Here is a 26,711-nt window from a genome sequence, read left to right on the forward strand (position 1 = left end):
GCACGCTCTCACCTGCTGTGCTCCGGTGAATGCTCCCCGTGTACACCCTTGCGCTTGCGTGCGCCCCGCATGGCGTGGGCATCGCATCCCTCGACCCTCCGTCGAGCTGGGGAGGTGCGCGTGCACGGATCGACGTCGCCGGCCTGGCTGCTGGTCGCGCTGTGCGCCGCGACCGGGGCCTACTGCCTGCTGCGGATGCGCAGCGGGGTCGAGGAGCAACGCCGTGCCGCGGGCGGCGAGGCACTGATGGGGTTCGGGATGGCCGTGATGGCCGTGCCCGCCACGGCGTTCACCCCGCCGGGATGGGCGTGGCCGCTGTACGCGGCCGTGTTCGGGGCGGCGGCACTGCGCACCCTGTGGGCCGCGCGCAGCGGCCCGCACCACCTGCACCACCTGGTGGGCACCGGCGCGATGGTCTACATGTCCCTCGCCATGGCGGCCTCCCCCACCTCACATCACCACGTGCACACCGGCGCCGGGGAACCCCTGGTGACGGGTGCGCTCCTGCTCTACTTCACCGGCTATGTCCTGGTGTCCGGGGCCCGCCTGGTGCCCGCGGCCGCCCCCGCGGGCGGGACGGTGGCACCACGCTGGGGCGACCGTCCCGAACTGGCGCGGGCGTGCCGGCTGTCGATGGGGATAGGGATGGTCGCGATGCTCATGACGATGTGAGCCGACGGGTCATCACCGAGGCGGGCACGAGTGTCGCCCGCGGGAGGCACGGGCGTTGCCTGCGTCACTTCGGTGCCGGGGACCGTACCCGCGAGCGGCTCGGGGCTCATAGGGTGCTGCCCATGATGGTCCCCGTGGCACTGTTGCTGCTCGGCGCCCTGACCGCCGTCATGGGCCCACGGCTTCTCGCCCGGGCCGACTGGACGGACCGCGAGCCGGTGGTCGCCCTCTGGATGTGGCAGTGCGCCGTGGCCGCCGTTCTGCTGTGCTGCGCGCTGTCGATGACGCTGAGCGCCGCGGTGGCCTGGCAGGCGGTGCGCGGGCACGTGTTCGCCCGGGCGCCCCGCGCGGTCGTGGACGCGTACGCGCTCGGCGCGAGTGGCCCCTGGGCGGCGACGGTCGCGGTGGTGCTCGCCTGCGGCGGGCTGTGGAGCGCGGCGATGCTGGTCCGTGAGGTCGTGCGGGCCGGGGCGGGACGCCGCCGCCGTCGGGCCGAACTCCTGCTGCGCGCACCGCTGTTGCCGGGCGAGGAGCCCGTGGGCGGGCGGCTCGTCCTGCTGGAGGGGGAGCGCCCCGACGCCTGGTGGCTGCCCGGTGCGGCGCCCCAGCTCGTGGTCACCACGGCCGCGTTGCGCCGGCTGAAGGGGCGGCAGCTGGACGCCGTGCTCGCCCACGAGCAGGGACACGCGCAGGCCCGGCACGACTGGCTGCTGCACTGCTCGGCCGCGCTGGCGGGCGGATTCCCCCAGGTACCGGTGTTCGCCGCGTTCCGCGACGAGATGCACCGGCTGGTCGAACTGGCCGCCGACGACATGGCCTCGCGCCGCTTCGGCCGCCTGACGACCGCGCTGGCCCTGGTGGAACTCAACGAGGACCGGGGCGTGTTCGGGCCCGGCCCCACCCCGCAGGCCCACGTCCCGCAGCGTGTACACCGACTGCTCACGCCCCCGGACCGGCTGAGCGCGATGCGCAGACTGCGGCTGACGGCGGCGGCATCCCTGGTGCCGGTGATCCCGGTGCTGGTCGCGCTCGTGCCGGCACTGCGCGCGCTCGGCTGAGCCGTCGGCGGGGCGCCCGCGCCTGCGGACGACGCGGTTCGGCCCGCCGCTTGATCGAACCCTGTCGACATCAGGTTCGGCGTCGACCTGTCGATATTCAGGTTCGGCCCCGGCACGACCGACGCACCACCGACGCAACCGACGCACGCCGGACGGCGGTCGGCGCGGGACAGGACCCCTGTAGGGTCCGACGCATGGCTGCCGTCCTCTTCGATTTCTCCGGAACCCTCTTCCGCATCGAGTCCACCGAGTCCTGGCTGCGAGCCGTGCTGGCACGGACACCCTTCACTCTCGACGAACCCGAACTCGCCGCGATCGCACGAGAGTTGGAGGAGGCCGGCGCACTGGCGGGCGGTGCGGACCCGACCGAAGTGCCGGAGGACCTCGCCGGACTGTGGGCGGTACGGGACGAGAGCGCCGAACTGCACCGGGCCGCCTACACCGGGCTGTCCCGGCGTGTGCCCCTGCCCGACCCCGGCCTCCACGACGCGCTGTACGACCGGCACATGTCCCCCGCCGCCTGGTCCCCGTACCCCGACGCCGCCGAGGTGCTGCACACGCTCCGTGAGCGCGGGATCGGGGTCGGCGTGGTCAGCAACATCGGCTGGGACCTGCGGCCGGTCTTCCGCGAGCACGGGCTCGACGGATACGTGGACGCGTACGTGCTGTCGTACGAACACGGTGTCCAGAAGCCGGACCCGAGGCTGTTCTCCGTCGCCTGCGCGGCGCTCGGCGCCGATCCGCGGACGGTGCTGATGGTCGGCGACAACAGGGCGGCCGACGGCGGTGCGGCCGCACTGGGCTGCCGGGTGCACTTCGTGGACCATCGGCCGGTGGCCGAGCGGCCCGACGCGCTGCTGCCGGTGCTGGACCTGGTGGGCTGACCCGCGCTGCGCCGCGTCCCGGCCCCGGTGAAATGCGCGATCCTGCTGGGCGGACCGCCGATCTGGCTGGGCGGACCGCCGCCCCACTCCAGCTGGCACCCGTGCCACCTGCGGGAACGGGGGCCCGGTGGGCGGATCGGCGGGACCGGCGCCCCCGCGCCGCCCGTCTGAGACGATCCCCCGCGTCGCCCCAGACGGGCGGCAGCTCTGAACTGGCCCCGCGCAGAGCGGTGCCGTCCGCGTTGAGTATAGTTGGCTGGCAGCCAGTCAACGCAGGAGTTACAGGATGTCCCCGCGCAGCGCCTCGGTCAATGAAGAGTTGCGGCGACGTTCCCGGGAGCGGCTGCTGCAGGCCGCGGTGGAGCTGGTCGACGAGCACGGGTTCGAGGCCACCACGCTGGCCGACATCGCCGACCGGGCGGGTTCGGCGCGCGGACTGGTGTCCTACTACTTCCCCGGCAAGCGCCAGTTGGTGCAGTCCGCCGTGCACCGGTTGATGCACCGCACGCTGGAGGAGGCGCTGGAGCGGGAGCCGCACACCGAGGACGGCCGGGAACGGCTGGCCCGGGCCGTCGACGCCATCCTGGGCCTCGCCCACGACCGGCCGGTGCTCATGCGCCAGCACATGGCGGGGCTGCTCCAGGCCGAGGGCTTCGTGCAGTGTCCGGAGCAGCGGCGCCTGGCGGAACTGCTCGGCGACACGGTCGCCCGGTACGGCTCCGAGGACCCGGCGGCCGACTATCCCCTGCTGCGGGCCCTGCTGATGGGAGCGGTGTACGCGGTGCTGGTCCCGGGGGTGCCGATGCCCGTCCCGGCGCTCCGGGCCGAGCTGTTCAAGCGGTACGGGCTCGACTGGGAGCTGGGCACGCCCCCCGGAAGCGAAACGGGCTCCGAGGCGGGGCGGCAGCAGGATCTGTCGCGCTTCTTCGCGACAGAGGAGCGGGACGAGCAACGGGACCAGTAGCGGGACGAGCGGCGGGTGGACGCGCCGCGGGCACCGGACCCGCCGCCGCCCGGCTCCCTGTCGGCCCTGTGTCACCGCCGGCCCGTCCACCGCCGAGCCCGTTCACCGCCGGCCCGCTCGCGGCCCGCCCCTTCGCCGCCGACCCGGTCACGGCCCACCTCTTCGCCGCCGTCCCTTTCACCGCCGGCCCGTTCACCGCTTGGCGTGGCGAGGCGCCAGGAAACCGGCGTCCCGCGCCTGCGCGATCAGCCAGAGGGAGCGCCGGCGGCTGTGCCCGGTCGCGCACATCACCGCGAGCACCGGGTCGACGCCCTCCTCCTGGGCCGCGCGGTACTCCCGGGCGGCCAGTCGGCACCCCTCGATGCCGCGCGGCCAGGCGGGGCGGGCGCGCCGCCCTCCCGCGTGTTCCGCGTCCCACGGCGCCCGGCCTCCTGCGTCGGCCCCCTGGCCCGAGCCCTGGCCGGAGCCCTCGCCCGAGCCCTCGTGCGACGCCTCGGCCGCCGCCCCGCACGCCTCCAGCAGCGGATCCTCGATCCAGTCGGCGAGCACGGTCAGATCGGTGAGGGACAGTGCGGGCTGCGCCTTGACGTCCTCGACGGACACATCTCCCCCGGTCACCACGGCCATGGCGTCGACGCGTGCCCCGTCGGGGAAGGCCAGGCGGACGTGGACCCAGGACGAGACGCCGCCGTGCCCCTGCACCTTCCAGGCGGGCCGCACGGACACGGTGCCGTCCTGGACACGCCGATCGGAAAGATTAAGAAAGGATGCTTCTAGCACACACGGAACGTAACCTCATGATCACATTCCATTCGGGCGGACACGCGTCCGGGTCACCCCCCCGGCCCCTGCCGGTGTGGGCCGGGCGGTGACATGCTGGAGCCGTCCGCACACCTTTCTCCTTCGAATCCTTCGAGCAAGGAGCACCGCCGTGCTGCGTGTCGCCGTCGTGGGCTCCGGACCGAGCGGGTGTTACACCGCCCAGACCCTGGTCCGGCAGGATCCCGAGGTACGGGTGGACGTGCTGGACCGGCTGCCCTGCCCCTACGGGCTGGTGCGCTACGGCGTCGCCCCGGACCACGAGAAGATCAAGTCCCTGCAGGGCAGCCTGCGCACGGTGCTGGAGCACGACCGGGTGCGCTTCCTCGGCGGTGTCCTGGTGGGCGGCCCCGGCGGACTGCCGGTGGCACGGCTGCGGACGCTGTACCACGCGGTCGTCTACTGCGTCGGCGCCGCCGCCGACCGCCACCTGGGGATCCCCGGCGAGGAGCTGCCGGGCAGCTGGTCGGCGACCGAGTTCGTGTCCTGGTACAGCGCGCATCCGGACGCGGGCGACGCGGGGTTCGTCCGCGGAGTGCGGTCGGCGGTGGTCATCGGCGTGGGCAACGTGGCCGTGGACGTCACACGGATGCTGGTGCGGGGCGCGGGGGAGCTGCGCCCGACGGACATGCCGCAGGCGGCGCTGGACGTGCTGGCGGCGAGCGGGGTCGCCGAGGTCCACATGGTCGGCAGGCGCGGCCCTTCGCAGGCCCGCTTCACCACCAAGGAGCTGCGGGAGCTGGGCGCCCTACCCGACACCGAAGTGAGCGTCGATCCGGGCGAGCTGGCGCTCGACCCGGAATACGCCGACCCCTCCGCACTGCCCGCCGTGCAGCGCCGCAACGTGGAGGCGCTGCGCGGCTGGGCGGACGGACCGCCCCGGCGGACGGCGCGCACGATAAGGCTGCGGTTCTTCCTGCGGCCCGTGGAACTGCTCGCGGACGGCGGCCGCGTGGGTGCCGTGCGCTTCGAGCGGACGGCACCGGACGGGCAGGGCGGGGTGACGGGCACCGGCCGGTACGAGGACCTGCCGGCCCAGCTGGTGCTGCGCTCGGTGGGCTATCGCGGAGTGCCGCTGGAGGGGCTGCCGTTCGACGAGGCGAGCGGCACCGTCCCGCACCAGGAGGGCCGTGTCCTGCGTGACGGCGTCGCCTCCCCGGGCGAGTACGTCTCCGGCTGGATCAAACGGGGTCCGACGGGCGTCATCGGCACCAACCGGCCGTGCGCCAAGGAGACCGCGACCTCCCTGCTCGCCGACGCACCCGCGCTCGCCCGCGAGGAGGTGCCCGAGGACCCGCTCGCCGCGTTGCGGGCCGCGGGCATCGAACCGGTGCCGTGGACGGGCTGGCTGGCCATCGAACGGGCCGAGGCCGCCCTCGGCGCCCAACTCGGCCGGGGCGTGGTCAAACTGGACGACTGGGACGCGCTGATGGGGGCGGCCCGGTCCGCGTAGCCGGGCCGCCGCACTGATCGGCACCGCACTGATCGGCACCGTACTCATCGGCACCGTACTCATCGGCACCGTACTCATCGGCACCGTACTCATCGGCACGTACTCATCGGCACGTACTGATCGGCATCGCGGCAGGTCCGATGACCGCCGCCGCGTCCCAAGCCGGGTGCCTGAGCTGCCGGACGCCTGCCCGGATCACCTCCTGCGAACCAACGGCACAGTGGTCACGTCACCCTTGATTCCAGGGCGGTGAGGCGCTTCTCCAAGGCGGCCATGCGCTTCTCAAGAGCGGCGTCCGGTACGAGGGCACGCTTCGGCGGAGCCGGAACCGCGGAGGCTCCCGGCTGCCCCTTGAGGCGGGCCGCGACCTTGGCCCGCATGTCGGGCATGGCCACGGGAACGCCCTTCGGGTCCGACTTCTCGTCGGACCACTCCAGATGGCCGATCACGCTCTTCGCGCTCCACTGGTGAGCGCGGCAGAGGGCGGCAGCGGCCTTGGCCATGGAAGCGACCTGGACGGCCGGCCACGGATCCTCACCGTCCCCGAGGTTGACGCATTCGAAGCCGTAGAAGTGCGCATTGCCGTCAACGGACCCCGCAGAGCCCTCGTGCTCGTGGGTCGGCGGGGGTCTGTCGCCGAAGTCCTCGGCGACCACCGCGGCCAAGACCTTGGGGTCCCCGCCTCCGGCGTGGTTGGCCCGGCCGTTGCCGACCATCCAGACCTCGCCCTTCTTGTCGATGACCCCATGGCAGAGCGGGCCGGGAAGGCCTGGGTGGCCGTCGTAGCAGAGGTCCACGGAGAAGGGCGTGCCGGAGGTGACGGTGTGATGGAGCATCACACCGTTCACCGGGCCCCAGGCCCCTTTGGCGTTGCGGTTGTGGTGGCGCCAGTCGCGCACCTCGTGCACGACCAGGCCTTCGGCCCTGAGGGCCGCGACCAGTCGATCGGCGGTCAGCGGAGTTGCCACGTCTGCTCCTTCACCGGCTCATGACGCCGTTCCGGGCGCCGGGGCCCTGCTCCTGCAGGGCGAAGTAAAGGTCCATGACCATCCGTCCGGCCCGGTCGCACTCGCTCGTGCACTGCGAGGTCTGCGCAGGCCGGCCGGAGAGGTCCGGCGCCATGGGTGCGCGGCAGCGGAACTCCGCGGACCACGGCGCCACGACCGTGTCCGTCAGGCCCCTGCTTCTCCGGGAACCACGAGCAGAGCTGCTCGCTGAGCGCGCGCAGGAACTCGGGCCGAGCCTGCGAGGGAGGACGGATCAGGTTGTCGCCGTCCCGTCACCCTTCGAAGGTTCGCCATGGAAGCCACGCCGAAGTCCGGGGTCCCACTGGTTGCTGTTCGTGTGGTGACCGGAGATCAGGCACCCGCGGCCGGCGGAGTACTTGCGTATCGGCTGGTCCTGCGTGGTGGAGGCCTGACTGGCGTTCTTTTCGACTCTCCCTTCCATGATGCCGTAGCGCTCCGTCAGGCGCTCGATTTCACCGCGCATCTCATGCGGCGGCATTCCCGCTCGTGCACCAGGACGAGGTGGCCGACAACGCGCTCTACGAGCGGGAGGATGTGAACCGCAGGGACCACGGAGGACGTCCCGACGCTCTCCGGGCTCACCGGCCCAGCGACTCACCGACCCACCGACCCACCGACCCACCGGCTCAGCGACTCACCGGCTCAGCGGCCGATCGCACCAGGACGCGTCGTAGTCGGGATGACCGGCGAACGGCAGGGCCAGCAGGCGCAGCGTGGCGCACGGCGAGCGGAGTCCGGTCGTCAGCCGGCGCCCGGTGCACGTGCGGCACCGGCCGTGCCGTGCCCCGTGCTCGTCCAGCAGTGCCCGCCTGGCGTCGACGTCGCGCAGCACCCGAGCCGGATCGTGCCGCGCCACGTGCGTGAGCAGCTTCACCGGGTCGTCGGCGCCGAACTGCACCAGAGGGGTGTGCGTGGTGCGGCCGGCCCGGGAGGTGAGCACCTGCTCGATGTCGTCCGCGATCACGCCCCAGACCGCGCCCGGGGCGCCGTCGATCGCGTCCCGGGCCACCTGCGCGTCCTCCTGGAGGCGAGCCCGCAGGAACCGCACCAGCGCTTCGTGGCCGCTCACGGCCGTCACTCCGGACGTCCGACCGAGGCGGCCAGCTCCTGCCGGTATCCGGCGTAGGCGGTCCGCAGGGTCTCCCCCGGCCAGTCCGCGGGCAGCAGTTCGGGGGGCAGCACGGGGTCGGTGAGCAGATGGCGTACGACCGCGGCGAAGGCGGTGAGACGGTCGGCCGGGCCCCGGGCGTGCGCCGCGCGGTCGAGGAGGCTCCGCGCGGTGTCCGCCCAGGCCTCCAGCGGCCACAGGCGGGCGACCAGGTCCCGTGGGGGGCCGTCGGGTCGCGCGGTGTACGACAGGGCCACGCGCGCGAGGTCGCCGGGCAGCGACCGGCCGAGGCTGGCCGGCCGCAGCCACACGCCCTCGCGGAGTTCGGCCAGGCGCAGGGCGGCCAACCGGGAGCGCAGCTCGGCGCGTTCGGCGGGGCCGCGGCCCGTCGCCGTGATCACCACCATCTCCCAGTCGCCGCGCCACGCGCGCGTACGTGGCTGCAGTGCGTCGTCCTGGCGGCGCTGGCGGGCCAGCAGCCGGTCGCTGAGCCGGTAGACGGCGTCCGTGCGCCTGAGGTCGCCCGCGGCCACCATTCGGCTCAGCGCGGCCCGGAGCGTGGAGCCGCCGACGCCGAACGGCTCCACCAGCCGGACCAGGTCCTTGACCGGCAGCTCGGGCGGGTGCACGCCCAGCAGCAGGCTCAGCACGACCGACCGCGCGGACAGGGGCCGCAGAACCGCTTCATCCGGCTCGGCCGACACGTTCATGCGCATGGGCACGTACTGTACGTGCGCTCCAGGTGTTGCACTATTGCTACAACCGCAAGAAGAGTGCAACATGACCGTATGGTCTCGATTCCCGCGCAGTCGCCGCCGCAGTCCGCCACGCACGACGTCACCAACCAGGCCCCGCCCCTGGCCCCCTACGACGCCTCCGAGGACCGTGCCCTGCTCGAAGGGCTGCGCCGGGAGGGCGCCGGCTGGGCCGAGGACGACGTCCGGCGGCTGGGGCTGCGCGCGGGCAGCGAGGAGGCCCAGGAGTGGGGCGAGCAGGCGAACCGGCACGAGCCGGAGCTGCGCACCCACGACCGCTACGGCCACCGGATCGACGAGGTCGACTTCCACCCCAGCTGGCACCACCTGATGCGGACGGCTGTCGCCGAGGGCCTGGCCGGCGCGCCGTGGGCGGACGACCGGCCCGGCGCCCATGTGGCCCGCACCGCGGGCGGGCTGGTGTGGGGCCACACCGAGGCCGGGCACGGCTGCCCGACGTCGATGACGTACGCCGCGGTTCCCGCGCTGCGCGCCCAGCCGGATCTGGCCAAGGTCTACGAGCCGCTGCTCACCAGCCGCGTCTACGAGCCCGGCCTGCGGGTGCCCGCCGAGAAGCCCGGCCTGCTCGCGGGGATGGGCATGACGGAGAAGCAGGGCGGCTCCGACGTCCGGACGAACACCACCACCGCAACCCCCACCGACGAGCCCGGCGTGTACACGCTGCGCGGGCACAAGTGGTTCACATCGGCACCCATGTGCGACGTGTTCCTGGTGCTGGCGCAGGCACCGGGGGGCCTGTCCTGCTTCCTGGTGCCGCGCATCCTGCCGGACGGCAGCCGCAACACCTTCCGCGTCCAGCGCCTGAAGGACAAGCTCGGCAACCGCTCCAACGCCTCCTCGGAGCCCGAGTTCGACCGGACGGTGGCATGGCTGGTCGGGCCGGAGGGCCGCGGGGTCAAGACGATCATCGAGATGGTCAACTGCACCCGTCTGGACTGCGTGATGTCCTCGGCGACCCTGATGCGCAAGTCGCTCGTCGAGGCGGGCCACCACGCGCGCCACCGCAGCGCGTTCGGCGCCCGGCTGATCGACCAGCCGCTGATGCGCAACGTCCTGGCCGACCTGGCACTGGAGTCGGAGGCGGCGACGACGCTCACGCTGCGGCTGGCCGGGGCGGCGGACCGGGCGGTGCGCGGGGACGCCGGGGAGCGGGCCTTCAGGCGGATCGCCACCGCCGTCGGCAAGTACTGGGTCACCAAGCGGGGCCCGGCGTTCACCGCGGAGGCCCTGGAGTGCCTGGGCGGCAACGGGTACGTCGAGGACTCCGGCATGCCCCGCCACTACCGGGAGGCTCCCCTGCTGTCCATCTGGGAGGGCTCCGGGAACGTCAACGCGCTCGACGTGCTGCGCGCCCTCGGCCGGGAGCCGGACACCGCCGAGGCCCTGTTCGGCGAACTCGCCCTCGCGGGCGGGGCGGACGCCCGCCTGGACGCGGCCGTGGTCTCGCTCAGGCAGCAGCTGGCCGAAACCGACCAGGTGGGCGCCCGCAGGCTGGTCGAACGGATGGCCCTCGCCCTGCAGGCCTCCCTGCTGGTCCGGTATGCCCCGCACCCGGTCGCGGACGCGTTCTGCGCGACCCGGCTGGGCGGCGACTGGGGCCACGCGTTCGGCACACTGCCCGCCGGAGCCGGCCTCGACGCGATCCTGGAGCGGGCCCTGCCCGACCGGAACTGATCCCTTCCCGGGCCCCGGAAACACATCCGCTCCCGTGGCCGGTGACAGCCGACGGATCGCACACAGTCAGCGCCCGGTTCCGGACCGTTGTCAGTGCCGTGGTGCACACTCGCGATCAGCTGGCACCGGCCTGGGGAGGACAACGTGTTCACGGGGATCGACGAGGTCGACTGGGCCGCGCTGCGGCACGCGCACGGCAGCGCGGAGGACGTGCCCGGACGGCTGCGGTCACTGGCCTCCGAGGACGTCTGCGAGCGGCAGGGCGCGCTCGACGGCCTGTACGGCACGGTGCACCACGAGGGAAACGTGTACGACTCGACGCTGGCCTGCGTTCCCTTCCTGTGCTCGCTCGCGGCCCGCGAGACGGTGCCGGACCGGGTCTGCATCGTGGACCTGCTGGTCAGCATCGGTGCGGAGAGCAGCGACGCACGTGCGCGTGAGGCGGTGCGTGCGCACGGCGAGGTGTTCGTGGTCCTCCTCGGGGATCCGGACGCGCGGGTGCGCCGGGCGGCCCCCGGGGCGGTCGTGCGGTTCGTCGACGGTCCGGCTCGTGTCCTGGACCTTCTGAGGCGGCGGATTCCGGCCGAGCGGGAGGACCGGGTCCTGCTCGCGCTCATACAGGCCGTCGGTCTGTTCGCCCGCCGCCATCCGGCGCACACCGCCGCGCTGGACGTCCTGACCGCCCAGAGTGCCCCACCGAACGGACCGGGGCTGCGGCTGGCCGCACTCGGCCAGCTCGCGCTCGCCGCCCCCGACCGGCTCCCCGCCGACCTGGTACCTGCCGCCGTCCGGCTGCTGCGGGACAGGTCCGCGCACCGCCCCCGCGTCCCGGACCACGACGGCACGGACACCCTCGTGCGGCGGATCCGGCGGCTGCGCCCCTCGGACGAGGAGGGCGCCCAGCTGCTGCGCACCCTGCACACCGCGCTCGGTGACCGGGCCGCCGACCGGACCGTGCTGCTCACCGGGCAATTGACCAGTCCGGACCCGATGGACCGGTGCAACGCGGTGTGGATGGCGGCGACGCTGTTCCGCGGTTGGCGCACCGACTGCGCCCGGCCCGTGGCGCTGGTGGGCGCCCAACTGGACACAGATCACGAGCGATTACGGGACGCCGCGGTCTCGGTCCTGGCGGAGCTGTCCGGCCTGGCCGCTCCCGCCGCGGACGACCTGCATGCCCTGGTGGCCGCCCGGCCCGATCTGTGGACGCACCGCTGGGAACGCGGCTCCCCCACCCTGGGCGGCCCGCTCAAGGCCCTGACCAGGACCGGCGATCCGCGAGCGCTCCCTTTTCTGGCCCAGGTCCTGGCGGGTGCGGTCGTGCCTGCCGGCCTGGGGTTCGAGATCGCCCATCTGGGCCCCGCCGCGGCTCCCCTGGCCCCCGCGCTGCGGTTCCGGCTGGGCCGGATCCCGCTGGACTCCCCCGCCGTCGACACGCTGGCCGCCCCGCTCCTGTGCGCCTTGAAGGCCGCCGGAGACAGCGATGCGGCACCGGAGATCCTGCGCCTGCTGTCCGGTGCGCCGGACCGACTCGGGGCGCGGGGCGCCCTCACCGCACGGGCCGTTCAGGCACTGGACGCGCTCGGGGCGGCCGCGCAGGCGGTGCCGGTCCTGCGGAGCCTGCTGCACACCCGGCACGCGGCCGTGGCGGCGGGCGCGCTGTGGTCGGCGGACGGCGACGCCCGGGCCGTCCTGCCGGTACTCCTGCGGGAGTTGACCCATGGGGAGCCGGAGGTCCGCCGCCTGGCCGCCCGGCAGCTGGGCAGGCTGGGCCCGGCCGCCCGCACGGCCCTGCCCGAGCTGCGCCGGGCGGCCGGTGCGGGGCCGGTCCGGCAGCGGACGTCGGCCGCGTGCGCGCTGTGGCACATCGGCGGGGACCCGCAGCCCGTGCTGCCGGTGTTCCGGGCCGCCTGGTCGCAGAGCCCCCGCACACGCGGTCCGATCGCCCGGTGCCTTGCCGCCCTGGGCCCGGCGGCGTCACCCCTGCGGGACCTGGTGACGGCGGAACTGGCCGCACCCCGGCGTCATACGGCCCGCAGGGGCGCGTACGCCGGCCAGGACATCGCGCGGGACGAGGCGTTGCTCGGCTCGTGCCGGGAGGTGCTGGCGGGGCTGTAGGCGCCCGGGCAGGGCTCAGCCGGTCATCCGGCCCCACTGGGGCCCCAGTCGGGCCCACTCCGCGTCCCAGCGGTCCATGCGGCGGCGCTCCAGACGTCCCCGCAGGACGAGTCCGCCGACGAAGGGGACGGTCGCGGCGCACGCGCCCACCAGGCCGCCGATCAAGGTCGCGCGGAAGGCGGCCTCGGAGGCGGTCGTGGGGCGGGTGACCAGGTGTCCGTGCGAGTCGGTCCAGACGGTGACCGGTGTACCGGCCTTGCTGCCCGGGGCGACCCGGGCCTGGCCGGTGCGCGCCGACCCGTCGGCCACCGTCCAGCGCACCTCGGCCCAGACCCGCTCGCCGCCGACGCCCGGGGCGGCGGGCCTTCCGGGAGCCTGGGCGACGACGCGGGCGACGGCGGGGTGCCAGTCGGCGCGTTCCCTGGCCAGTCCGTGTTCCACCGACCGGGCGGCGGCAAGACCGGCGAGCACCCCGGCCACGACGGTCAGCAGCCAGGCGGCCAGCACCACCCAGGCCTCCACCACATCGGCGCGGCGCCTGAGCGGATTGCGCCGCCAGCGCCACAGCCACACCTTGGGACCACGGAACGCCATCAAAGGCATCCTCCTCACGAGCGCACCGACAGGCCGGACCGACCTCCCATACGGGCAGGGCCGCCCCGTTGCTCACGACGAGCCGTTCTCGTCGACGGTCGCACGGGACACCCCTCTTGCGCAGGCACATGCCGCAACGGACCCGGCCGATCTCCGCGACAGGCCGATGGCACGGCTGTGACCTGCGGTGACACGCATACCTGGGGTGGTTGTCAGTGGCTGGGTGCAGACTGGCCGGTATCTGACGACTACCTGGACAAAGACGTCCCGGAGGTGATCGGCATGGCCGAAGTCCTACTCGCCGTGGGCACCCGCAAGGGCCTGTTCATCGGGCGCCGGCGCGGTGGCGCCTGGGAGTTCGACGGCAGTCCGTATTTCAACGCGCAGGCCGTCTACTCCGTCGCCATCGACACCAGGAGCGGCACACCGCGGCTGCTCGCGGGCGGCGACAGCGCGCACTGGGGCCCGTCGGTGTTCCACTCCGACGACCTCGGCCGCAGCTGGACGGAACCGGCCCGGCCTGCCGTCAAGTTCCCCAAGGAAACCGGTGCTTCCCTGGAGCGGGTGTGGCAGCTGCATCCGGCCGCCGCCGAGCCGGACGTGGTGTACGCGGGCACGGAACCGGCCGCGCTGTACCGCTCGCAGGACCGCGGGGAGAGCTTCGACCTGGTGCGCCCCCTGTGGGAGCACCCGACCCGCTCCCGGTGGGTGCCCGGCGGCGGCGGTGAGGGACTGCACACGGTGCTCACCGACGCCCGCGACCCACGGGCGGTGACCGTGGCCGTCTCCACGGCCGGGGTGTTCCGCACCACGGACGGCGGGGCGAGCTGGGCGCCGTCCAACTCCGGTGTCTCCGCGGTGTTCCTGCCGGATCCGAACCCGGAGTTCGGCCAGTGCGTGCACAAGGTCGCCAGGGACGCGGCCGACCCGGACCGCCTGTATCTGCAGAACCACTGGGGCGTCTACCGCAGCGACGACGCGGGCGCGCACTGGACGGACATCGGCGCGGGCCTGCCGTCGACGTTCGGTTTCACGGTGGCCGCCCATCCGCACCGCGGCGACACGGCGTACGTCTTCCCGATCAACGCCGACGCCGACCGGGTGCCGGCCGACCACCGCTGCCGGGTCTACCGCACGACCGACGCGGGCCAGAGCTGGGAGCCGCTGTCCCGGGGACTGCCCACGGAGGACCACTACGGCACCGTGCTGCGCGACGCACTGTGCACGGACGACGCGGACCCGGCCGGGGTGTACTTCGGCAACCGCAACGGCGAGGTGTTCGCCTCCGCCGACGACGGCGACAGCTGGGAGCAACTGGCGTCGCATCTGCCGGACGTCCTGTGCGTGCGGGCCGCGGTGACCGGCTGACGCGGCCGGGCCACTGCGGACCGGCCGATGCCACCACTCCACGCCACGCCACGCCACATCACCACGGAGACCTGCCGACGCCGCCGTGCCAGGACAGACCAGCCGACTCCGCCATGCCGCGCCAAGCCGGTCCGGTCAACCTCGGTCGGGTGCCGGTCGCAGCTTGATCGCCGACCGGTGTACGGCAGTAGGGTGACGCCCGTGGCACCACGACCCTTGCATGAAATCGTTGAAGCGGGCTGGGCGAAGGCCCTGGAACCCGTCGCCGGACGGATCGCCTCGATGGGCGACTTCCTGCGCTCGGAGATCGCCGCGGGACGCACCTACCTCCCCGCGGGACCGAACGTCCTGCGCGCCTTCCAGCAGCCCTTCGACGAGGTGCGCGTCCTGATCGTCGGTCAGGACCCGTATCCGACACCGGGGCACGCGGTCGGCCTGTCGTTCTCGGTCGCGCCCGAGGTGCGCCCGCTGCCGCCGAGCCTGATCAACATCTTCCGGGAGCTGAACACCGACCTGGGGCTGCCCCAGCCGTCCACCGGCGACCTCACCCCGTGGACGCAGCAGGGTGTCCTGCTGCTCAACAGGGCGCTGACCACGGCGCCGCGCAGCCCCGCCGCCCATCGCGGCAAGGGCTGGGAAGAGGTCACCGAGCAGGCGATCCGGGCCCTGGCCGCCCGCGGCAGGCCGCTGGTGTCCGTCCTGTGGGGCCGGGACGCCCGCAATCTGCGGCCACTGCTGGGCAACCTGCCGGCGGTGGAGGCCCCGCACCCCTCGCCCATGTCGGCCGACCGCGGCTTCTTCGGCTCGCGCCCGTTCAGCCAGGCCAACGACCTGCTGATCCAGCAGGGCGGGCAGCCGGTGGACTGGCGCCTGCCGTGACCCTTCCCGGGTACCTGGCCGTGGACTCCGGAGGCTCCGGCCTCCGGGTCGCCGTCGGTGTTCCGGGGCAGCCGCCGTCGGCCAGGGGCGAGTCCGGGGAGCCGGTACGCACCGGGGAGCGAGGAATCGACCCCGGCCATCTGATGGCACAACTCGTACCCCTGGCCCGCGCGTTGACGGCGGAGGCCGGGATGGGCGAGCCGGGCACGGCGGTCGTCGGCGCAGCCGGGTTCGCCAGCCTGGGTGACGGTCTGCGCGCCGAACTGCCGGGCGCGCTCGCCCGGGAACTGGGGGTCCGGAAGGTGGCGCTCGCCGCCGACGCCGTCACGGCCTATGTCGGCGCCCTCGGGCTCCGCCCGGGCGCCGTCGTCGCCGCTGGCACCGGCCTGATCGCCATCGGCACGGACCTGACCGGATGGCGGCGGGCGGACGGCTGGGGCCATCTGCTGGGCGACTGCGGCGGCGGCGCCTGGATCGGGCGGGCCGGGCTGGAGGCGGCCCTGCGCGCCCACGACGGCCGGGACGGCGGCTCCGCCGATCTGCTGGCGTGCGCCGAGAAGCAGTTCGGCCCGGTGCGGGGCCTGCCCGCCCGGCTCTACCCGCGCACCGACCGCCCCGCGATGCTGGCGTCCTTCGCACCACAGGTGGCCGCCTGCGCCCCGCGTGACCCGGTCGCCGCCCGGATCCTGCGCGCGGCGGCCCGGAGCATCGCCGAGTCCGCCGCGGCCGTGTGCCCGTCGGCCGGGGAACCCGAAGTGGCGCTCACCGGCGGCCTCGTCCGGATGGGCGACCCACTGCTCGTCCCGCTGCGTGAGGAGTTGGCCGAGCAGCTGCCGCATGCACGGCAGGTTGCGGCCGAGGGGGACCCGTTGCACGGCTGTGTACGGATCGCGACCGAGCTGGCGACGGGGAACCTCACTCTTCCGGGTGAATCGCACCTGCTCTGCGTGGTCATCACATAAGGGGATTGATCCTTGCACGGACCATGTGTCCGGCACGTGCCCGGAACATGTGCCAAAGGGGCGTAACTCATCAGACAAAAGCGGACGGAAACCGCTCACCTGCACCCTCCCCGAACAGAGGAGCCCAGGAAACCAGTAACATGCGGCGCCATGAGCTCCCCCACTGGACCCGCGTCCGGCCTGCCAGTACGAATGCCGCGACCCCGCCAGCCCGGACGGCACCGTCGACCGGAGCCGCTGGTGGCTCCCGAGGGCGCGCCCGCGCTCGTCCTCGCGGTGCCCGGCGCGCCCAGCGCCGCCTCGCGCAGCCTCGCCGAGGAGGTCGTGAGCATCGCCCGCTCCGAGCTGCCCGGTCTGGACGCCCGGATCGGGTACGTGGACGGGGACGATGCCGAGTTCCCGAGCCTGAGGCTGGTGCTGTCGCGCGCGGCCGAGCAGCGCACCGCCCGCTACGAGCAGGCCGTCGCCGCGGGTCTTGAGGTCAAGGAGCCCGACGGCCCGGTCGCCGTCGTCGTCCCACTGCTGGCCGGTCCGGACAGCGCCCTGCTGCGCCAGGTCCGCCAGTCCGTGATGGACAGCCGGGTCGCCGCCGAACTGACCGATGCCCTCGGCCCGCACCCGCTGCTCGCCGAGGCGCTGCACGTGCGTCTGTCCGAGGCCGGTCTGGCCCGCGCCGACCGTGCCCGTCTGTTCACCGTGGCCACCGCCGCGGACGGCATCGTCCTGGCCTCGGTGGGCGGCGAGGAGGCCGTGCAGGCGGCCGGCATCACGGGCATGCTGCTCGCCGCGCGCCTGGCCGTGCCGGTGATGGCCGCGGCCCTGGACCAGGAGGGCTCGATCTCCTCCGTCGCCGACCAGCTGCGCTCCTCGGGCTCGCAGCAGCTGGCCCTGGCGCCGTACCTGATCGGCCCGGAGATCGACCCGGGGCTGCTGGCAGCGGCCGCCGAGGAGGCGGGCTGCGCCACGGCGGAGCCGCTCGGCGCCTACCCGGCGATCGGCAAGCTCGCCCTCGCCAAGTACACGACCGCGCTGGGCATCGCCCCGCAGCAGGCGCAGGGCACGCCCGTCCGCTGACGCGGCACCGCACCCGCAACGTCGCAGGGCCCGCTCCGGTCATCGGAGCGGGCCCTGCGACGTATGCAGGCCACTTCGGCCCACGTACGGAGCGGCCCGCCTCGACCGATGTACGGGGCGGGCCGAGGCGGCGCACGTAGGGAGCGGGCCGCCTCGACCGGGGGCCGGGGTACGGGCGGGACGGGCCGCCTGGGCCGGAGTACGGCGTGGGCAGGATGCCCCAGGTCGGGTGCGGCGGGCACACCGCCTCGGCCGGTACACCGGGCGGGCAGGCCGATTCGGCCGGGGCACGGGGTCCGGCGGGCCGCCTCAGCCGAAGACGACGCAGGAGGCCGCGGCGACCTCGACGGAGCCGTCGTAGCGGGGCAGTCCGGTCCTGTCGTCGACCGCGAACCAGGTCACGTCGCCCGAGCGCTCGTTGGCCGAGTACAGGAAGCCTGCGTGCCCGGCCAGGGCGCGCGGCCAGTGTCCTCCGCACGGCACCGTGGCGGTCAGCCGGAGCGCGTCCGCCTGGACCGCGAAGACGGACAGGACGTCCTCGCCGCGGGTCGCGGTCCACACGAAGCGGCCGTCGGGCGAGACGACGATGCCCGACGGGTGGGCGTCACCGGCGGGGGCGCCCGGCAGGACCGGGACCTCGGTGAGCGGCTTCAGGGAACCGGCTCCGGCGTCCCAGCGGCAGACGGTGACGGTCGGGGTGAGTTCGTTGACCACGTAGGCGTGCTCGCCGGCCGGATGGAAGGCCAGGTGGCGCGGCCCCGAGCCGGGGCGCAGCGCGATCTCGCGGTGCACGGCGGGGGCCCCGCCCGCCAGGGTGCACACCCGGACCGAGTCGGTGCCGAGGTCGACGCTGAGCGCCCATCGGCCACTGGGGTCGGGCTGCACCTGGTGGGGGTGCGGGCCGCGCTGGCGCCGGTCGTGCGGGCCGGAGCCGGTGTGCTGGAGCAGTCCCGAGGGTGCGGCGGCCAGGGTGCCGTCCGGGAGCAGCGGCACGGCGGTGACGCTGCCGGAGCCGTAGTTGGCGGTCAGGACGTGACCGGCGTACACACTGAGGTGGGTGGGCCCGCTGCCGTCGACGCGCACGGGCGGCCCGGCGGGTTCCGGCTTGTCACCGACGCGGAACGCGGCGACGGCGCCGTCGGCCGTCTCGCTGACCGCGTAGAGAATGTCGCCGCCGGGCGACAGGGCCAGGTAAGAGGGATCGGGCACGGTGCCGAGACCGCCGGTGAGGATCAGGGCGCCGGTGCCCTCGTGAACCTCGGCGGTGACCAGTCCGGGGCCGCCCGCCGCCGTGAACGACCCGATGAACGCCCTGTGCCGCCGGCCGTCTGCCACCACCACTGTCCCCTCTCCGTCGGAGCCAGTGCCGACGGTAGCAGCCGATCACTCAAGGTCTAGACCAAATGGAGGAAGGGGGCGTGGTGCGTCGGCTCCCGTCAGGCTCCCACCAGCGGCGATCCCGCAGGGGCTCGGCAAGGTCGGCGAGGGCCCGTTCCAGGCCGTGGAGGTGGGCGAGAGCGGGTTCGGCCGGGGGCTCGCCGGGCAGGTGCACGTGGTCCGAGCCGCCCTCGGTGAGCGCCTCGACCGCAGCCTCCACCCGCCGGCAGGCGGCGGCGAGCCAGGCGTCGTGGGAGGCCTCGGGGTCGGCGGCGACGGCCACCAGGCCGCGGACCTCGCGGGCGCAGTCGTCGAGAAGGGCGAGCACCGGCGGGCGCGCCGCTTGCGGCCGAGCATCGGGTTCAGCGGGTGGACCAGCGGGGCGACCGAGAGCCGGACCCGGCCGAGCAGCTGTTCCAGCTCGGCCACACGCGGCGCGGGATCGGCACCGGCCACGCCGGCCAGACGTGCGGCGGCCTCGGCCGTGCAGTCGTGCACGCAGCGCAGGGCGCGCTGGATCCAGGCGTCGGTGGTGGCGTGGGGTGGTGACGGGCAACACGAACAGCACGGCGAGCACCGCGCCGAGGGCGCCGACGGCGGTCTCGGTGAGACGCAGGGCGAGCAGACCGGGGCCGAGGACCCCGAGCAGGCCGTAGAGAAGCTCGGCGAGCAGGGTCACCCAGAGCATCATGAACGCTGTGGTGCAGCGGTTCTCGCAGGTCAAGAGGCTGCCGGCCGAGAGGGGGTCAGCAAAGAGTCAGCATCAGCATGCCACGCGCCGACGGCAGGAGTCGTCGCCACTTCGATCGCGCTTGAAGGCCGGTGCGCTATCCGTGACGTAGCGAAGCCATGTCACATCTCGACGGGTCCATCCCAGCTGCTGACGGTTCGCCTTCGCTGCGGTGGCACAACCTCCTCGACAACCAGCCCTACTCCCCAAGCTGCCCCGCCTGAGCCGACAGCTCGCATGGGCAGCAGCCGACTCCCAACAGGTCTGTGCCCAGGACAGCGGTCACGCGTACCACGCGATCCCCGGTTACGGAAATCAGGGATTCCCCGGACCATGACCATTGTCCCCTGCAGCCTTCTTCGCCAATGGAACGCCTTTGAACCGGACCTGACTGCCCATCTGCACCTTCCCGATTCAGCTCAGCCCCTCCCCTCAAAGCAGATCGACCCCACCCTGAAGAAATCAAGCAATGGCCACCAAAACCCTCACCCGCGGCATGGGAACCTTCTTCAAGGAAATGGCTCCGGCAACCAGCACATGCAGCATTACTTCTACGGGAAACAGACCTTGCGGTGGCGATGGGACAGGTGTCTCGAACGGGCCGGTGTAGAGGTCAAGTACACGATGTACTCCCTCCGCCACTATTTCGCATCGAACTGCCTTACCCACGGCATTCCCATCACTGATGTCGCGGAGTGGATGGGACACAAATCAATCGAGGTCACCTACCGGATCTACCGGCACCTCGTGCCGGGCTCTATCACGAGAGCAACCAAGATCCTCAACGAGCGGCTGTGAGCCGTCCGGCAGAGAGCGCCGGACCGTGGGTCGACGCTCTTCCTCCCGTTCAGGAACGGACAAGGGGAGGGCGCGAAGACACCCCAAGCGGCGTCGCCAGCTCCGACAGAGCCTTCTCCAAGCCATGCAGATGCACGAGGGCCGACTCCGTCTCGTCCTGCCGGGACAGCCCGCCGCTAGCGGACGCCACTCGTCTGCGCCCCAGGTCGCTGACAGTGAGTGCATCCACCGCCGCCTCGACGCGCCAGCAGGCGGCGGCCAGACGGGCGTCGTGCGACGCGACGGGATCGGCGGCAACGGACACCAGACCCCGCACTTCGCGGGCGCAGTCGTCGAGCAGCTCAATGACCTGGCGGGCACGGGATTTCCGAGCACGAAAGGGAGTCAAAGGGTGCATCAACGGAGCGAGTGCCATCCGCACCCGGCCGAGCAGCAGTTCCAGTTCGGCGGCGTGCGGGCCGGGGTCGCCCTTCGGGTCTCCGGCGAGACGAGCGGTCGCTTCGGCGGTGGCCGCTTGGACACAGTGCAGTGCCCGCCGGATCCAGGCATCGTTCGTGGCGTGCGTGGTGACCGGCAGGACGAGGGCCACGGCCAGCGCAGCACACAGCGCGCCCACACCGGTCTCTGCAAGACGGAGCCCGAGCAGGCTGAGGTCCAGCACGCCCAGCAAGCCGTAGAGCAGGCTGACCATAACCGTCACTGCCAGCATCATCCAGGAATACGAGACGGCGGCGGTGTAGAAGATGCCGAAGACACAGACGGCAACGAGGGCGGCCGTCGGCGCGGGCGCGCCATGCAGCGGGATGGCGACCAGCAGGCCGACGGCGATACCGATCACAGTTCCCAAGACCCGGCGGAAACCGCGGACCAGGGTTTCGCCGCGAGAAGCCGTGTTGACGAAGATCCACCAGACAGTACCGACGGCCCAGTACCAGCGCTCTTCGGAGAGCAGCTGCCCGACCAGAAGCGCGAGAGTCGAGGCAGCGGTGGCCTGGAAGGCTTGCCGGGTGGTGGGCCGCGCCAATCCGCTGCCGGGCAAGGCCGGCGGGGCTGCCGCGGGTGGGGTGTAACGCTCGATGGGCCAGAGCACGAAGCGCATGGCACCGGCCGCGAAGAGGGCAAGGCTCATGGCGGCGTACAGCTCGGGCAGCTGAACGGGAACTGCGTGCAGGAACTGCGGGATGAAGAAGTTCATGAACGCGAAGATCCCGAGCGCGTGGCCCCGCGGGCCCCAGCGGCGGGCATAGACCCCACAGAAGACGACGGCCAGGAACGCGGCGTCACGGGCCGGGGCGATGCCGTGCAGTGTGGTGGCAAGCGCCAGCACGGGGAATCCGGCGATAGGAAGCAGGGCGGTGGTGAGCCGTTGGCCACGGACGGTCGCATCGGTGACCGTGAAGAGGGCGAGAAGTGCCGCGAGCCCTCCGGTGATCGATGCGGTGAGCGATAGCCCGCAGAGTTCGGAAACGGCGACGGCGGCGGCGACACCGATGACAGCACGGGTCGCGTTCCGCAGCCTCAAGCGCCCCGGGTCCGGAGCCACGAACATCCTTTTCACGGCGGTGCGCCGCCCCCTCATGGTGGTACGCGTCCTGCCGACGGTCGTCCCGGGTGGCGGACAACAAGCAGGCACGACGAAGGCACCGCGGTCCGGAATCGGCTTCGTCACCGTCCGGCGCTACGCGGCGCCACAAGTACATGGATGGGACAAAGGTAACCACCGCCCTACCCATTGGCTCAACTGTCGCACCGTTGACTGCACCAATGGCACAGCTGGCCCGTCTCGATGTCGACCGCCGGGAGGCCAATGGATCAGACTTCACCCAGGCCCTGGGTAACACCTGGCCTACCCCACGGGACTCTGGTAGCCACGCGCCACGCCCATCTGCGATCTCACGGCGACTTCCGCCGCACCTCACTTGGCCGGCTCCCCGACGATTGTGAAGACGTACCCGATTCCGGCTCACGGCGAGCCGATCTGCCCAGCGCCCGTGAACCGACCGCCATGGACACCAGACCTGCTGGCGAACCGACCGTATATGGCAGCGAATCCCCGGTTATGGAAACCGGGGATGCTCCGGAACATAGGGGTCGCCCGTGTGCGATACGTGGCAGTAGCGCACTGCGGAAGATGTTGACCGATACCCGCCTGAAGGACTCCGATGCTCGACGCCGCGAATACACCTCCTGATGGCATCCAGCCTTCGCCCAACCCCCCTCGAAGGGCCCACCGAGTGGAGCCCGTCCTCATGGATACCAATGAGCTCGCAGCGATGCTGAACATGTCGGCAAGCTGGGTCTACCGGGAAGCGGCAAAAATGGGACTAAAGAGCTACAAACTCGGTAAAGGTCGAAATGCAAAGGTTCCACACAAAAGGACCGAGGTCCTTAAGTGGCTTGAGCAGCAGAAGATCCACTTGGGATTGGGACTCCCAGCCACACCCACAGCCGAGATCGACCACGACGGCCAGACGGCCTACGGTCGTCGTGGCCGGCACCTCGCGTCAGGGTGGAAGAGCCGCGCCCGGGCCGGTGTGGCTTCAGCGACTGATCGTTGCGGTCCGGTCTTGGAGGGATCAGCGTGGGTTGGCCACGGACTGCAAGGGAGTTGCTGCACCAAGGGCCGTTCGTGGCGCTGCGTCCGGGCAGCACTGGGGTCTGATGCAGGTTCGGGTGACAGGGTTGACCTGCCCCACCGTTTGGGCCCCAGGCTCGGTGGCTAACTGGCAGCCGGGTCTTGCCCTCCTGAGTGCGGCGCTCAGTACGCCTGGGTGCGGGGGTCGACGCGCAGCCGGGTGAACACGATCCGGTGCAGGGCGGCGTTTGCCTGGCAGTCGCCGCCATGGTTGAGCCGACGTGAGGTCCGACGGCCCGAGGAGTACTCCACGGGGCTCACCCCGCACAAAGCGGCGATGGACGCCTCGGTTTTCAGCCGCTCGGGTTGTCTCCCATGGTGATCAGGAGCGTGACGGCGCTGTCCGGGTCTTCCAAATCTTCATGCGCGCGAACGCGTGCTCGACACGGGCCCGGACCTGCCTGTGGGAGCGGTTGTGCTCTCGCTTCCAGTCGCACAGCTCGCCGCCGACGGGACAGCGGTGCGGAATGACCAGTCCAGTGCCCGGGTAACCGCCGTCGGCGATCGTGGTGGTCTTCCCGACGGCGGCATTCGCGCCGGACTCAGCCCACGCCTTGTAGTCGTTGCGGTTCCCAGGCACCGGCCGGCCGACCACAACGACCAGCCGTGTGTCTGCGTCGATGACCACTTGGTGGTTGGTGGAATACCCGTAATTCTTGGACTGCTCGGCGGCGCTGTGGTCGCGGGTGGGCACGAGTGTGCCGTCTACGATGAGCACGGTGCCGGCGCGGAAGCGCTGCCGCTGCTTGAGGACCAGCAACGGCCCGACGTGGTCGACGATGCGGGCGGCAGCTGTTCACCGAACCCGACTTCAACGGCTGTGCGCACATGACGGCCAGCGCGGAGGCGCGGCACGGCAGCCCCGTCGAGTGCGCTGCGGACCGGTACCGGCTGTGGGTGCGGACCATGTACACGGATCTGGCGCGGGAGGCCGGCGTCACCGACGCCGAGGGCCTGGCGCGGCAGTTGCACCTTCTGTACGACGGCGCCGGGGTCTGGGTCCATATGGACCGCGACAAGTCCGCGGCGACGACCGCCCGCGCGGCAGCCGCAGCGCTGTTCGACGCTGCAATCAGTGACAAGGAACTGGTCGACGCCGGGCAGTAAGCCTCCGCTGAGAACCAACTCAACCGGGGCGCCCGAGGGCATTCACTGCGGTCCCGAAACGCTGGGCGGTGGAAGCGCCGACGGATCCTGACCTTTACACCCATTGCACATTCGCGGATGAAACACCGCGAGAAACGGCAAACTGACTTTGTTCGCGAGTTTCGGTTCTGGCTCGCTTTCCGTGAACCGGTCACGGTGGGTCATGCGACGTAGCTCAAGGGCTGTGGTTCTGGTGCGCTTCTGTGGCGAGAAGGTCTCGCGCCGCGGAGGTGACCCGGTCGCGAATGTGCTGCTGGTCCGGAGGTTGATCGTTCGGCAGGTCGAGCGCTCTCGCCAGATCAACGATGGGTTGCAGCGCGTCGGGGTAGTCGAGTTCGGCTGCAGCTTCCTCATAGATCAGCTTCGCTCCGTGCACGGGATCGAGTTGGCACGCCACGATCTGACTGGCCCACCACTGGGCCGCGGACCATCGCGCCTTGGCAAGATCTTCCGAGGTCAGCGGCAGCAGACCCAACTCTTCCAGCACAAGGTCGAACAGCTCGCGGGCCTGGGGATACTCACCACGCGCGAGGCCAGCCAGCGGGGGAAGCGAGGGAGCCTCGATGTCGGCCATCAGGGCGTCTAGGCCCAAGTGGACCAGGTAAGCATCCGAGGGGCGCTGCCAGGGTTCCATGGCCAAGTCTGCAGCGGCCATGCGGATCAGGCTGATCGCTACTACTGCGTCCACGCTGTCGCCTTCTCATCATCTTTCCGTAGAGGGAAGTCCTATCACCGAGAGCCGGGTGGTTGATCAGGTGGCCAGCAATACGCGCTTGCGTAGCAGGTTGAAACCGGCTCGGCCGAACATCTGGCGCTTGAGCATCTTGATCCTGTTGACGTGTCCTTCGACGACGCCGGAGTTCCAGGGCAGGGTCAGTCCGGCGATGACGGCATCGCGGTCTCGGTCGATGCCGGCCGCGAGAGTGTGGAGGCTGGGAAGGTCGTCCTGGCGGACGGCGTCGAGCCACTGCGGGAGTCGTTCCCCCTGCCGCTCGGTGAGCAGCTGGGCGAAGGACCGGACGTGACCGGTCAGGGCGTCAGGTTCAGGGCAGTTGGCAAGGGCGGCCTTGAGCCGGAGCTGTTCGGTCTCGGTCAGCGTCTCGGGTCGGCTGAGGATCCATCTCGTCACCACGCGGGGTGCCGGCGGTTGTGCGGTGACCGGCCGTGGCGAGGTGCGCTTCCCTCGCAAGTAGGCGCTGACCCGGCCGTAGCTGCCTCGATAGCCCAAGGGAACGATCTCCTCCCAGAGCTTCCAGGCGTTGGTGCAGCCCTCGTCCCAACGTTCGTCCAGGTAGGGCTTGTACTCGTCGAGGACGGAGATCCGGTTGTGCTGCCACTGGCCGCGAAAGAGGTCCTCCGGCTTCGCAGCGTCGGCGAGGCTCTTGACGGTGCGGTGGGTCATCTGGAGCTGACGCCCGATGGAACGGCGGCTGTGGCCAGCTTCCAGCAGCGCGTGGACCGTGGCGTGCCGCGCTCGGACGCGGTTGGCGAACCGCTCGCTCCGCCATGGAGAGTCCGCCTTCTCCTCGGGCAGCCCCGGTGGTTCGGCCTTCGCCTCGCGATCGGGGACCAGGACGCGAAGGCACTGGCGGTGGCGGGCGACAGCCCGCTCTGCGGCCTGGCCGAGGTTGTGCCACAAATGCCAGCGGTCGGCGACCTGCGTTGCCTGTGGTGCGCCGGCTGTGGCGCCTTCCGCGAAGAACGGCGCGCGGTCCCGGCAGACGATCTCGATCCCGGGTCGCTTCGCCAGCCATGCGGCCAGGCTGGACGCCTCTCGGTCGGGCAGCAGATCCACCGGCCGGCGGGTTTCGACGTCGACGAGCACGGTGCCGTAGACCCGTCCTTTGCGTGTGGCGTACTCATCAACCCCCACCACTCGCGGGGCCGGGACTTCGGGTTCAGGCAATGTATCGAGCAGCCGCAACACCGCGCTGCGGCTGATGGACACCCCGAAGGCCCGTAACAGCCGGGCGCCGGCCCCGCCGGCGAGGGCGAGACCCACCGCGGCGAGAGCCGACCGCAACCGCTCCGTCCACCTGCTGTGCCGCCGGGTCAGTCCCGGCATCTGCTCAGCGAACGTCCGCCGAGCACACGAAGGCTCCCGACAGAAGAACCGCCGGACTCGCAGTTGCAGGATCACCAGACGTCCCCCACTCGGCACGTCCGCTGGAAACCGCAGGTAAGAGCTGTGCACCCGCGTCGACTCGCTCCCACAGTCCGGGCATGCCGCCCCGTCCGCCGTACTGCAGACGTCCATGCGTATCGCCTCGTGGCTCACGTCCAGCGACAGCACCGAAACGTCCGCGATGGACGGTAACAGCAGGCCCTCCAGGCGGGGCGCCATCTCTTCCACGACGCCGCACTGTCGACCACATCAAGATCGGCCCTGGTCGTTTTCAGGCAACTTCCCGGAGCCCGATCGGAGCGCTAGCCGTCACTCAGCGTGCGCGCTTCACGGAAAGCGAGCCAGAACCGAAACTCGGCGAACAGAGCCAGCAAACCCTTGCCCGCCGCGACCCGAAGGCCCCTGGAGAACCCGACCACCGCGCCGGCACTCCTCCATGCCCGAACACCAAAATCACCTCGGCCACTCG

The 26,711-nt window shown here is 72.1% G+C and carries 24 protein-coding genes and 2 pseudogenes; 13 read left to right on the forward strand and 13 right to left on the reverse strand.

All coding sequences use genetic code 11. The features are described 5' to 3' along the window. Nucleotides 1-120 precede the first annotated feature (120 nt). The 4 genes from ACFZCP_RS34580 (at nt 121) to ACFZCP_RS34595 (ending at nt 3,578) form a co-directional block, all read left to right on the forward strand. Nucleotides 121-672 (forward strand): DUF5134 domain-containing protein, encoded by a 552-nt coding sequence (locus tag ACFZCP_RS34580; RefSeq protein WP_391435531.1) that lies wholly within the window; start codon nt 121-123, stop codon nt 670-672. Nucleotides 673-794: 122 nt separating this feature from the next. Further along, on the forward strand, nt 795-1,730 hold the full coding sequence (locus tag ACFZCP_RS34585) for a M48 family metalloprotease (RefSeq protein ID WP_391435533.1): 936 nt from the start codon (nt 795-797) through the stop codon (nt 1,728-1,730). Nucleotides 1,731-1,924: 194 nt separating this feature from the next. Continuing rightward, entirely contained in the window at nt 1,925-2,614 is a 690-nt protein-coding gene (locus ACFZCP_RS34590) for an HAD-IA family hydrolase (RefSeq protein ID WP_391435536.1), read from the forward strand. A gap of 286 nt (nt 2,615-2,900) precedes the next feature. Next, nucleotides 2,901-3,578 (forward strand): TetR family transcriptional regulator, encoded by a 678-nt coding sequence (locus ACFZCP_RS34595; protein WP_391435538.1) that lies wholly within the window; start codon nt 2,901-2,903, stop codon nt 3,576-3,578. A 192-nt stretch (nt 3,579-3,770) separates the two neighbouring features. Here ACFZCP_RS34595 and ACFZCP_RS34600 read toward each other — a convergent pair whose 3' ends face one another. Further along, the gene (locus tag ACFZCP_RS34600) at nt 3,771-4,304 is read right to left on the reverse strand and encodes a DUF6214 family protein (RefSeq protein ID WP_391435541.1); all 534 of its coding nucleotides are present in this window, start codon (nt 4,302-4,304) and stop codon (nt 3,771-3,773) included. A 205-nt stretch (nt 4,305-4,509) separates the two neighbouring features. On the opposite strand from ACFZCP_RS34600, the gene ACFZCP_RS34605 reads away from it, so the two are divergent. After that, entirely contained in the window at nt 4,510-5,850 is a 1,341-nt protein-coding gene (locus ACFZCP_RS34605; protein ID WP_391435544.1) for an FAD-dependent oxidoreductase, read from the forward strand. A gap of 224 nt (nt 5,851-6,074) precedes the next feature. Here the strand turns inward: ACFZCP_RS34605 and ACFZCP_RS34610 are convergent, their stop codons facing one another. The 4 genes from ACFZCP_RS34610 to ACFZCP_RS34625 all read right to left on the reverse strand — a co-directional run bounded on the left by ACFZCP_RS34610 (nt 6,075) and on the right by ACFZCP_RS34625 (nt 8,702). Next, nucleotides 6,075-6,818, reverse strand: a complete 744-nt coding sequence (locus ACFZCP_RS34610) for an N-acetylmuramoyl-L-alanine amidase (protein WP_391435548.1) — start codon at nt 6,816-6,818, stop codon at nt 6,075-6,077. Between the two features lie 10 nt (nt 6,819-6,828). Next, entirely contained in the window at nt 6,829-7,011 is a 183-nt protein-coding gene (locus ACFZCP_RS34615) for a hypothetical protein (RefSeq protein WP_391435553.1), read from the reverse strand. Nucleotides 7,012-7,512: 501 nt separating this feature from the next. Beyond that, nucleotides 7,513-7,947: a DUF6221 family protein gene (locus ACFZCP_RS34620; RefSeq protein ID WP_391435557.1), complete on the reverse strand. Its 435-nt coding sequence runs from the start codon at nt 7,945-7,947 to the stop codon at nt 7,513-7,515. A 5-nt stretch (nt 7,948-7,952) separates the two neighbouring features. Next, a complete protein-coding gene (locus tag ACFZCP_RS34625) occupies nt 7,953-8,702 on the reverse strand; it encodes a PaaX family transcriptional regulator C-terminal domain-containing protein (RefSeq protein WP_391435560.1) in 750 nt (249 codons plus the stop codon). A 72-nt stretch (nt 8,703-8,774) separates the two neighbouring features. Here ACFZCP_RS34625 and ACFZCP_RS34630 point away from each other — a divergent pair, with 72 nt between their 5' ends. Both ACFZCP_RS34630 and ACFZCP_RS34635 read left to right on the forward strand, forming a co-directional pair. Continuing rightward, nucleotides 8,775-10,436: an acyl-CoA dehydrogenase family protein gene (locus tag ACFZCP_RS34630; protein WP_362685626.1), complete on the forward strand. Its 1,662-nt coding sequence runs from the start codon at nt 8,775-8,777 to the stop codon at nt 10,434-10,436. Nucleotides 10,437-10,580: 144 nt separating this feature from the next. Then, the gene (locus tag ACFZCP_RS34635) at nt 10,581-12,554 is read left to right on the forward strand and encodes a HEAT repeat domain-containing protein (protein WP_391435566.1); all 1,974 of its coding nucleotides are present in this window, start codon (nt 10,581-10,583) and stop codon (nt 12,552-12,554) included. 15 nt (nt 12,555-12,569) lie between these two features. Here ACFZCP_RS34635 and ACFZCP_RS34640 read toward each other — a convergent pair whose 3' ends face one another. Continuing rightward, entirely contained in the window at nt 12,570-13,148 is a 579-nt protein-coding gene (locus ACFZCP_RS34640) for a hypothetical protein (protein WP_391435569.1), read from the reverse strand. 282 nt (nt 13,149-13,430) lie between these two features. Here ACFZCP_RS34640 and ACFZCP_RS34645 point away from each other — a divergent pair, with 282 nt between their 5' ends. The 4 genes from ACFZCP_RS34645 to ACFZCP_RS34660 all read left to right on the forward strand — a co-directional run bounded on the left by ACFZCP_RS34645 (nt 13,431) and on the right by ACFZCP_RS34660 (nt 17,431). Beyond that, nucleotides 13,431-14,516: a WD40/YVTN/BNR-like repeat-containing protein gene (locus tag ACFZCP_RS34645; RefSeq protein WP_391435573.1), complete on the forward strand. Its 1,086-nt coding sequence runs from the start codon at nt 13,431-13,433 to the stop codon at nt 14,514-14,516. Between the two features lie 201 nt (nt 14,517-14,717). After that, nucleotides 14,718-15,395: a uracil-DNA glycosylase gene (locus ACFZCP_RS34650; protein ID WP_391435576.1), complete on the forward strand. Its 678-nt coding sequence runs from the start codon at nt 14,718-14,720 to the stop codon at nt 15,393-15,395. Then, nucleotides 15,392-16,357: a BadF/BadG/BcrA/BcrD ATPase family protein gene (locus tag ACFZCP_RS34655; RefSeq protein WP_391435578.1), complete on the forward strand. Its 966-nt coding sequence runs from the start codon at nt 15,392-15,394 to the stop codon at nt 16,355-16,357. The genes ACFZCP_RS34650 and ACFZCP_RS34655 overlap by 4 nt, the downstream gene beginning before the upstream one ends. Nucleotides 16,358-16,507: 150 nt before the next feature. Next, on the forward strand, nt 16,508-17,431 hold the full coding sequence (locus ACFZCP_RS34660; protein ID WP_391435581.1) for a sirohydrochlorin chelatase: 924 nt from the start codon (nt 16,508-16,510) through the stop codon (nt 17,429-17,431). A gap of 309 nt (nt 17,432-17,740) precedes the next feature. On the opposite strand, the gene ACFZCP_RS34665 is transcribed toward ACFZCP_RS34660, so the two are convergent. Together ACFZCP_RS34665 and ACFZCP_RS34670 are read right to left on the reverse strand one after the other, a co-directional pair. Next, nucleotides 17,741-18,766: a beta-propeller fold lactonase family protein gene (locus ACFZCP_RS34665; RefSeq protein ID WP_391435650.1), complete on the reverse strand. Its 1,026-nt coding sequence runs from the start codon at nt 18,764-18,766 to the stop codon at nt 17,741-17,743. 52 nt (nt 18,767-18,818) lie between these two features. Next, nucleotides 18,819-19,502: pseudogene (locus tag ACFZCP_RS34670) on the reverse strand (FUSC family protein); the annotation flags it as partial. A gap of 369 nt (nt 19,503-19,871) precedes the next feature. On the opposite strand from ACFZCP_RS34670, the gene ACFZCP_RS34675 reads away from it, so the two are divergent. After that, the gene (locus ACFZCP_RS34675) at nt 19,872-20,336 is read left to right on the forward strand and encodes a tyrosine-type recombinase/integrase (protein WP_391435586.1); all 465 of its coding nucleotides are present in this window, start codon (nt 19,872-19,874) and stop codon (nt 20,334-20,336) included. Nucleotides 20,337-20,385: 49 nt separating this feature from the next. Here the strand turns inward: ACFZCP_RS34675 and ACFZCP_RS34680 are convergent, their stop codons facing one another. The 3 genes and pseudogenes from ACFZCP_RS34680 to ACFZCP_RS34690 all read right to left on the reverse strand — a co-directional run. Further along, on the reverse strand, nt 20,386-21,885 hold the full coding sequence (locus tag ACFZCP_RS34680; RefSeq protein ID WP_391435653.1) for an FUSC family protein: 1,500 nt from the start codon (nt 21,883-21,885) through the stop codon (nt 20,386-20,388). A 1,209-nt stretch (nt 21,886-23,094) separates the two neighbouring features. Further along, a complete protein-coding gene (locus ACFZCP_RS34685) occupies nt 23,095-23,223 on the reverse strand; it encodes a transposase (RefSeq protein ID WP_391435590.1) in 129 nt (42 codons plus the stop codon). Between the two features lie 97 nt (nt 23,224-23,320). Further along, nucleotides 23,321-23,767 (reverse strand): annotated as a pseudogene (locus ACFZCP_RS34690) (transposase); the annotation flags it as partial. 32 nt (nt 23,768-23,799) lie between these two features. Between ACFZCP_RS34690 and ACFZCP_RS34695 the strand changes: the two are divergent. Further along, nucleotides 23,800-24,078, forward strand: coding sequence for a hypothetical protein (locus ACFZCP_RS34695; RefSeq protein WP_391435593.1), 279 nt, complete (start codon nt 23,800-23,802; stop codon nt 24,076-24,078). 214 nt (nt 24,079-24,292) lie between these two features. Here the strand turns inward: ACFZCP_RS34695 and ACFZCP_RS34700 are convergent, their stop codons facing one another. Further along, nucleotides 24,293-24,805 carry a hypothetical protein gene (locus ACFZCP_RS34700; RefSeq protein ID WP_391435596.1) on the reverse strand — a complete coding sequence of 171 codons (513 nt, stop codon included), beginning with the start codon at nt 24,803-24,805 and terminating at the stop codon, nt 24,293-24,295. Nucleotides 24,806-24,868: 63 nt separating this feature from the next. Continuing rightward, nucleotides 24,869-26,461 (reverse strand): ISL3 family transposase, encoded by a 1,593-nt coding sequence (locus tag ACFZCP_RS34705; protein ID WP_391435656.1) that lies wholly within the window; start codon nt 26,459-26,461, stop codon nt 24,869-24,871. Between the last annotated feature and the right edge of the window lie 250 nt (nt 26,462-26,711).

Source organism: Streptomyces sp. NPDC007971, assembly GCF_042958635.1.
Lineage (GTDB): Bacteria > Actinomycetota > Actinomycetes > Streptomycetales > Streptomycetaceae > Streptomyces.

Bases quoted from the DNA above. Each gene is read 5' to 3' on its own strand.
- ACFZCP_RS34675 (WP_391435586.1), top strand. From the start codon at position 19,872: ATGACCATTGTCCCCTGCAGCCTTCTTCGCCAATGGAACGCCTTTGAA.
- ACFZCP_RS34595 (WP_391435538.1), top strand. From the start codon at position 2,901: ATGTCCCCGCGCAGCGCCTCGGTCAATGAAGAGTTGCGGCGACGTTCC.
- ACFZCP_RS34705 (WP_391435656.1), bottom strand. From the start codon at position 26,461: ATGGCGCCCCGCCTGGAGGGCCTGCTGTTACCGTCCATCGCGGACGTT.
- ACFZCP_RS34640 (WP_391435569.1), bottom strand. From the start codon at position 13,148: ATGGCGTTCCGTGGTCCCAAGGTGTGGCTGTGGCGCTGGCGGCGCAAT.
- ACFZCP_RS34625 (WP_391435560.1), bottom strand. From the start codon at position 8,702: ATGCGCATGAACGTGTCGGCCGAGCCGGATGAAGCGGTTCTGCGGCCC.
- ACFZCP_RS34695 (WP_391435593.1), top strand. From the start codon at position 23,800: ATGACGGCCAGCGCGGAGGCGCGGCACGGCAGCCCCGTCGAGTGCGCT.
- ACFZCP_RS34585 (WP_391435533.1), top strand. From the start codon at position 795: ATGATGGTCCCCGTGGCACTGTTGCTGCTCGGCGCCCTGACCGCCGTC.
- ACFZCP_RS34680 (WP_391435653.1), bottom strand. From the start codon at position 21,885: ATGTTCGTGGCTCCGGACCCGGGGCGCTTGAGGCTGCGGAACGCGACC.
- ACFZCP_RS34645 (WP_391435573.1), top strand. From the start codon at position 13,431: ATGGCCGAAGTCCTACTCGCCGTGGGCACCCGCAAGGGCCTGTTCATC.
- ACFZCP_RS34590 (WP_391435536.1), top strand. From the start codon at position 1,925: ATGGCTGCCGTCCTCTTCGATTTCTCCGGAACCCTCTTCCGCATCGAG.
- ACFZCP_RS34660 (WP_391435581.1), top strand. From the start codon at position 16,508: ATGAGCTCCCCCACTGGACCCGCGTCCGGCCTGCCAGTACGAATGCCG.
- ACFZCP_RS34630 (WP_362685626.1), top strand. From the start codon at position 8,775: ATGGTCTCGATTCCCGCGCAGTCGCCGCCGCAGTCCGCCACGCACGAC.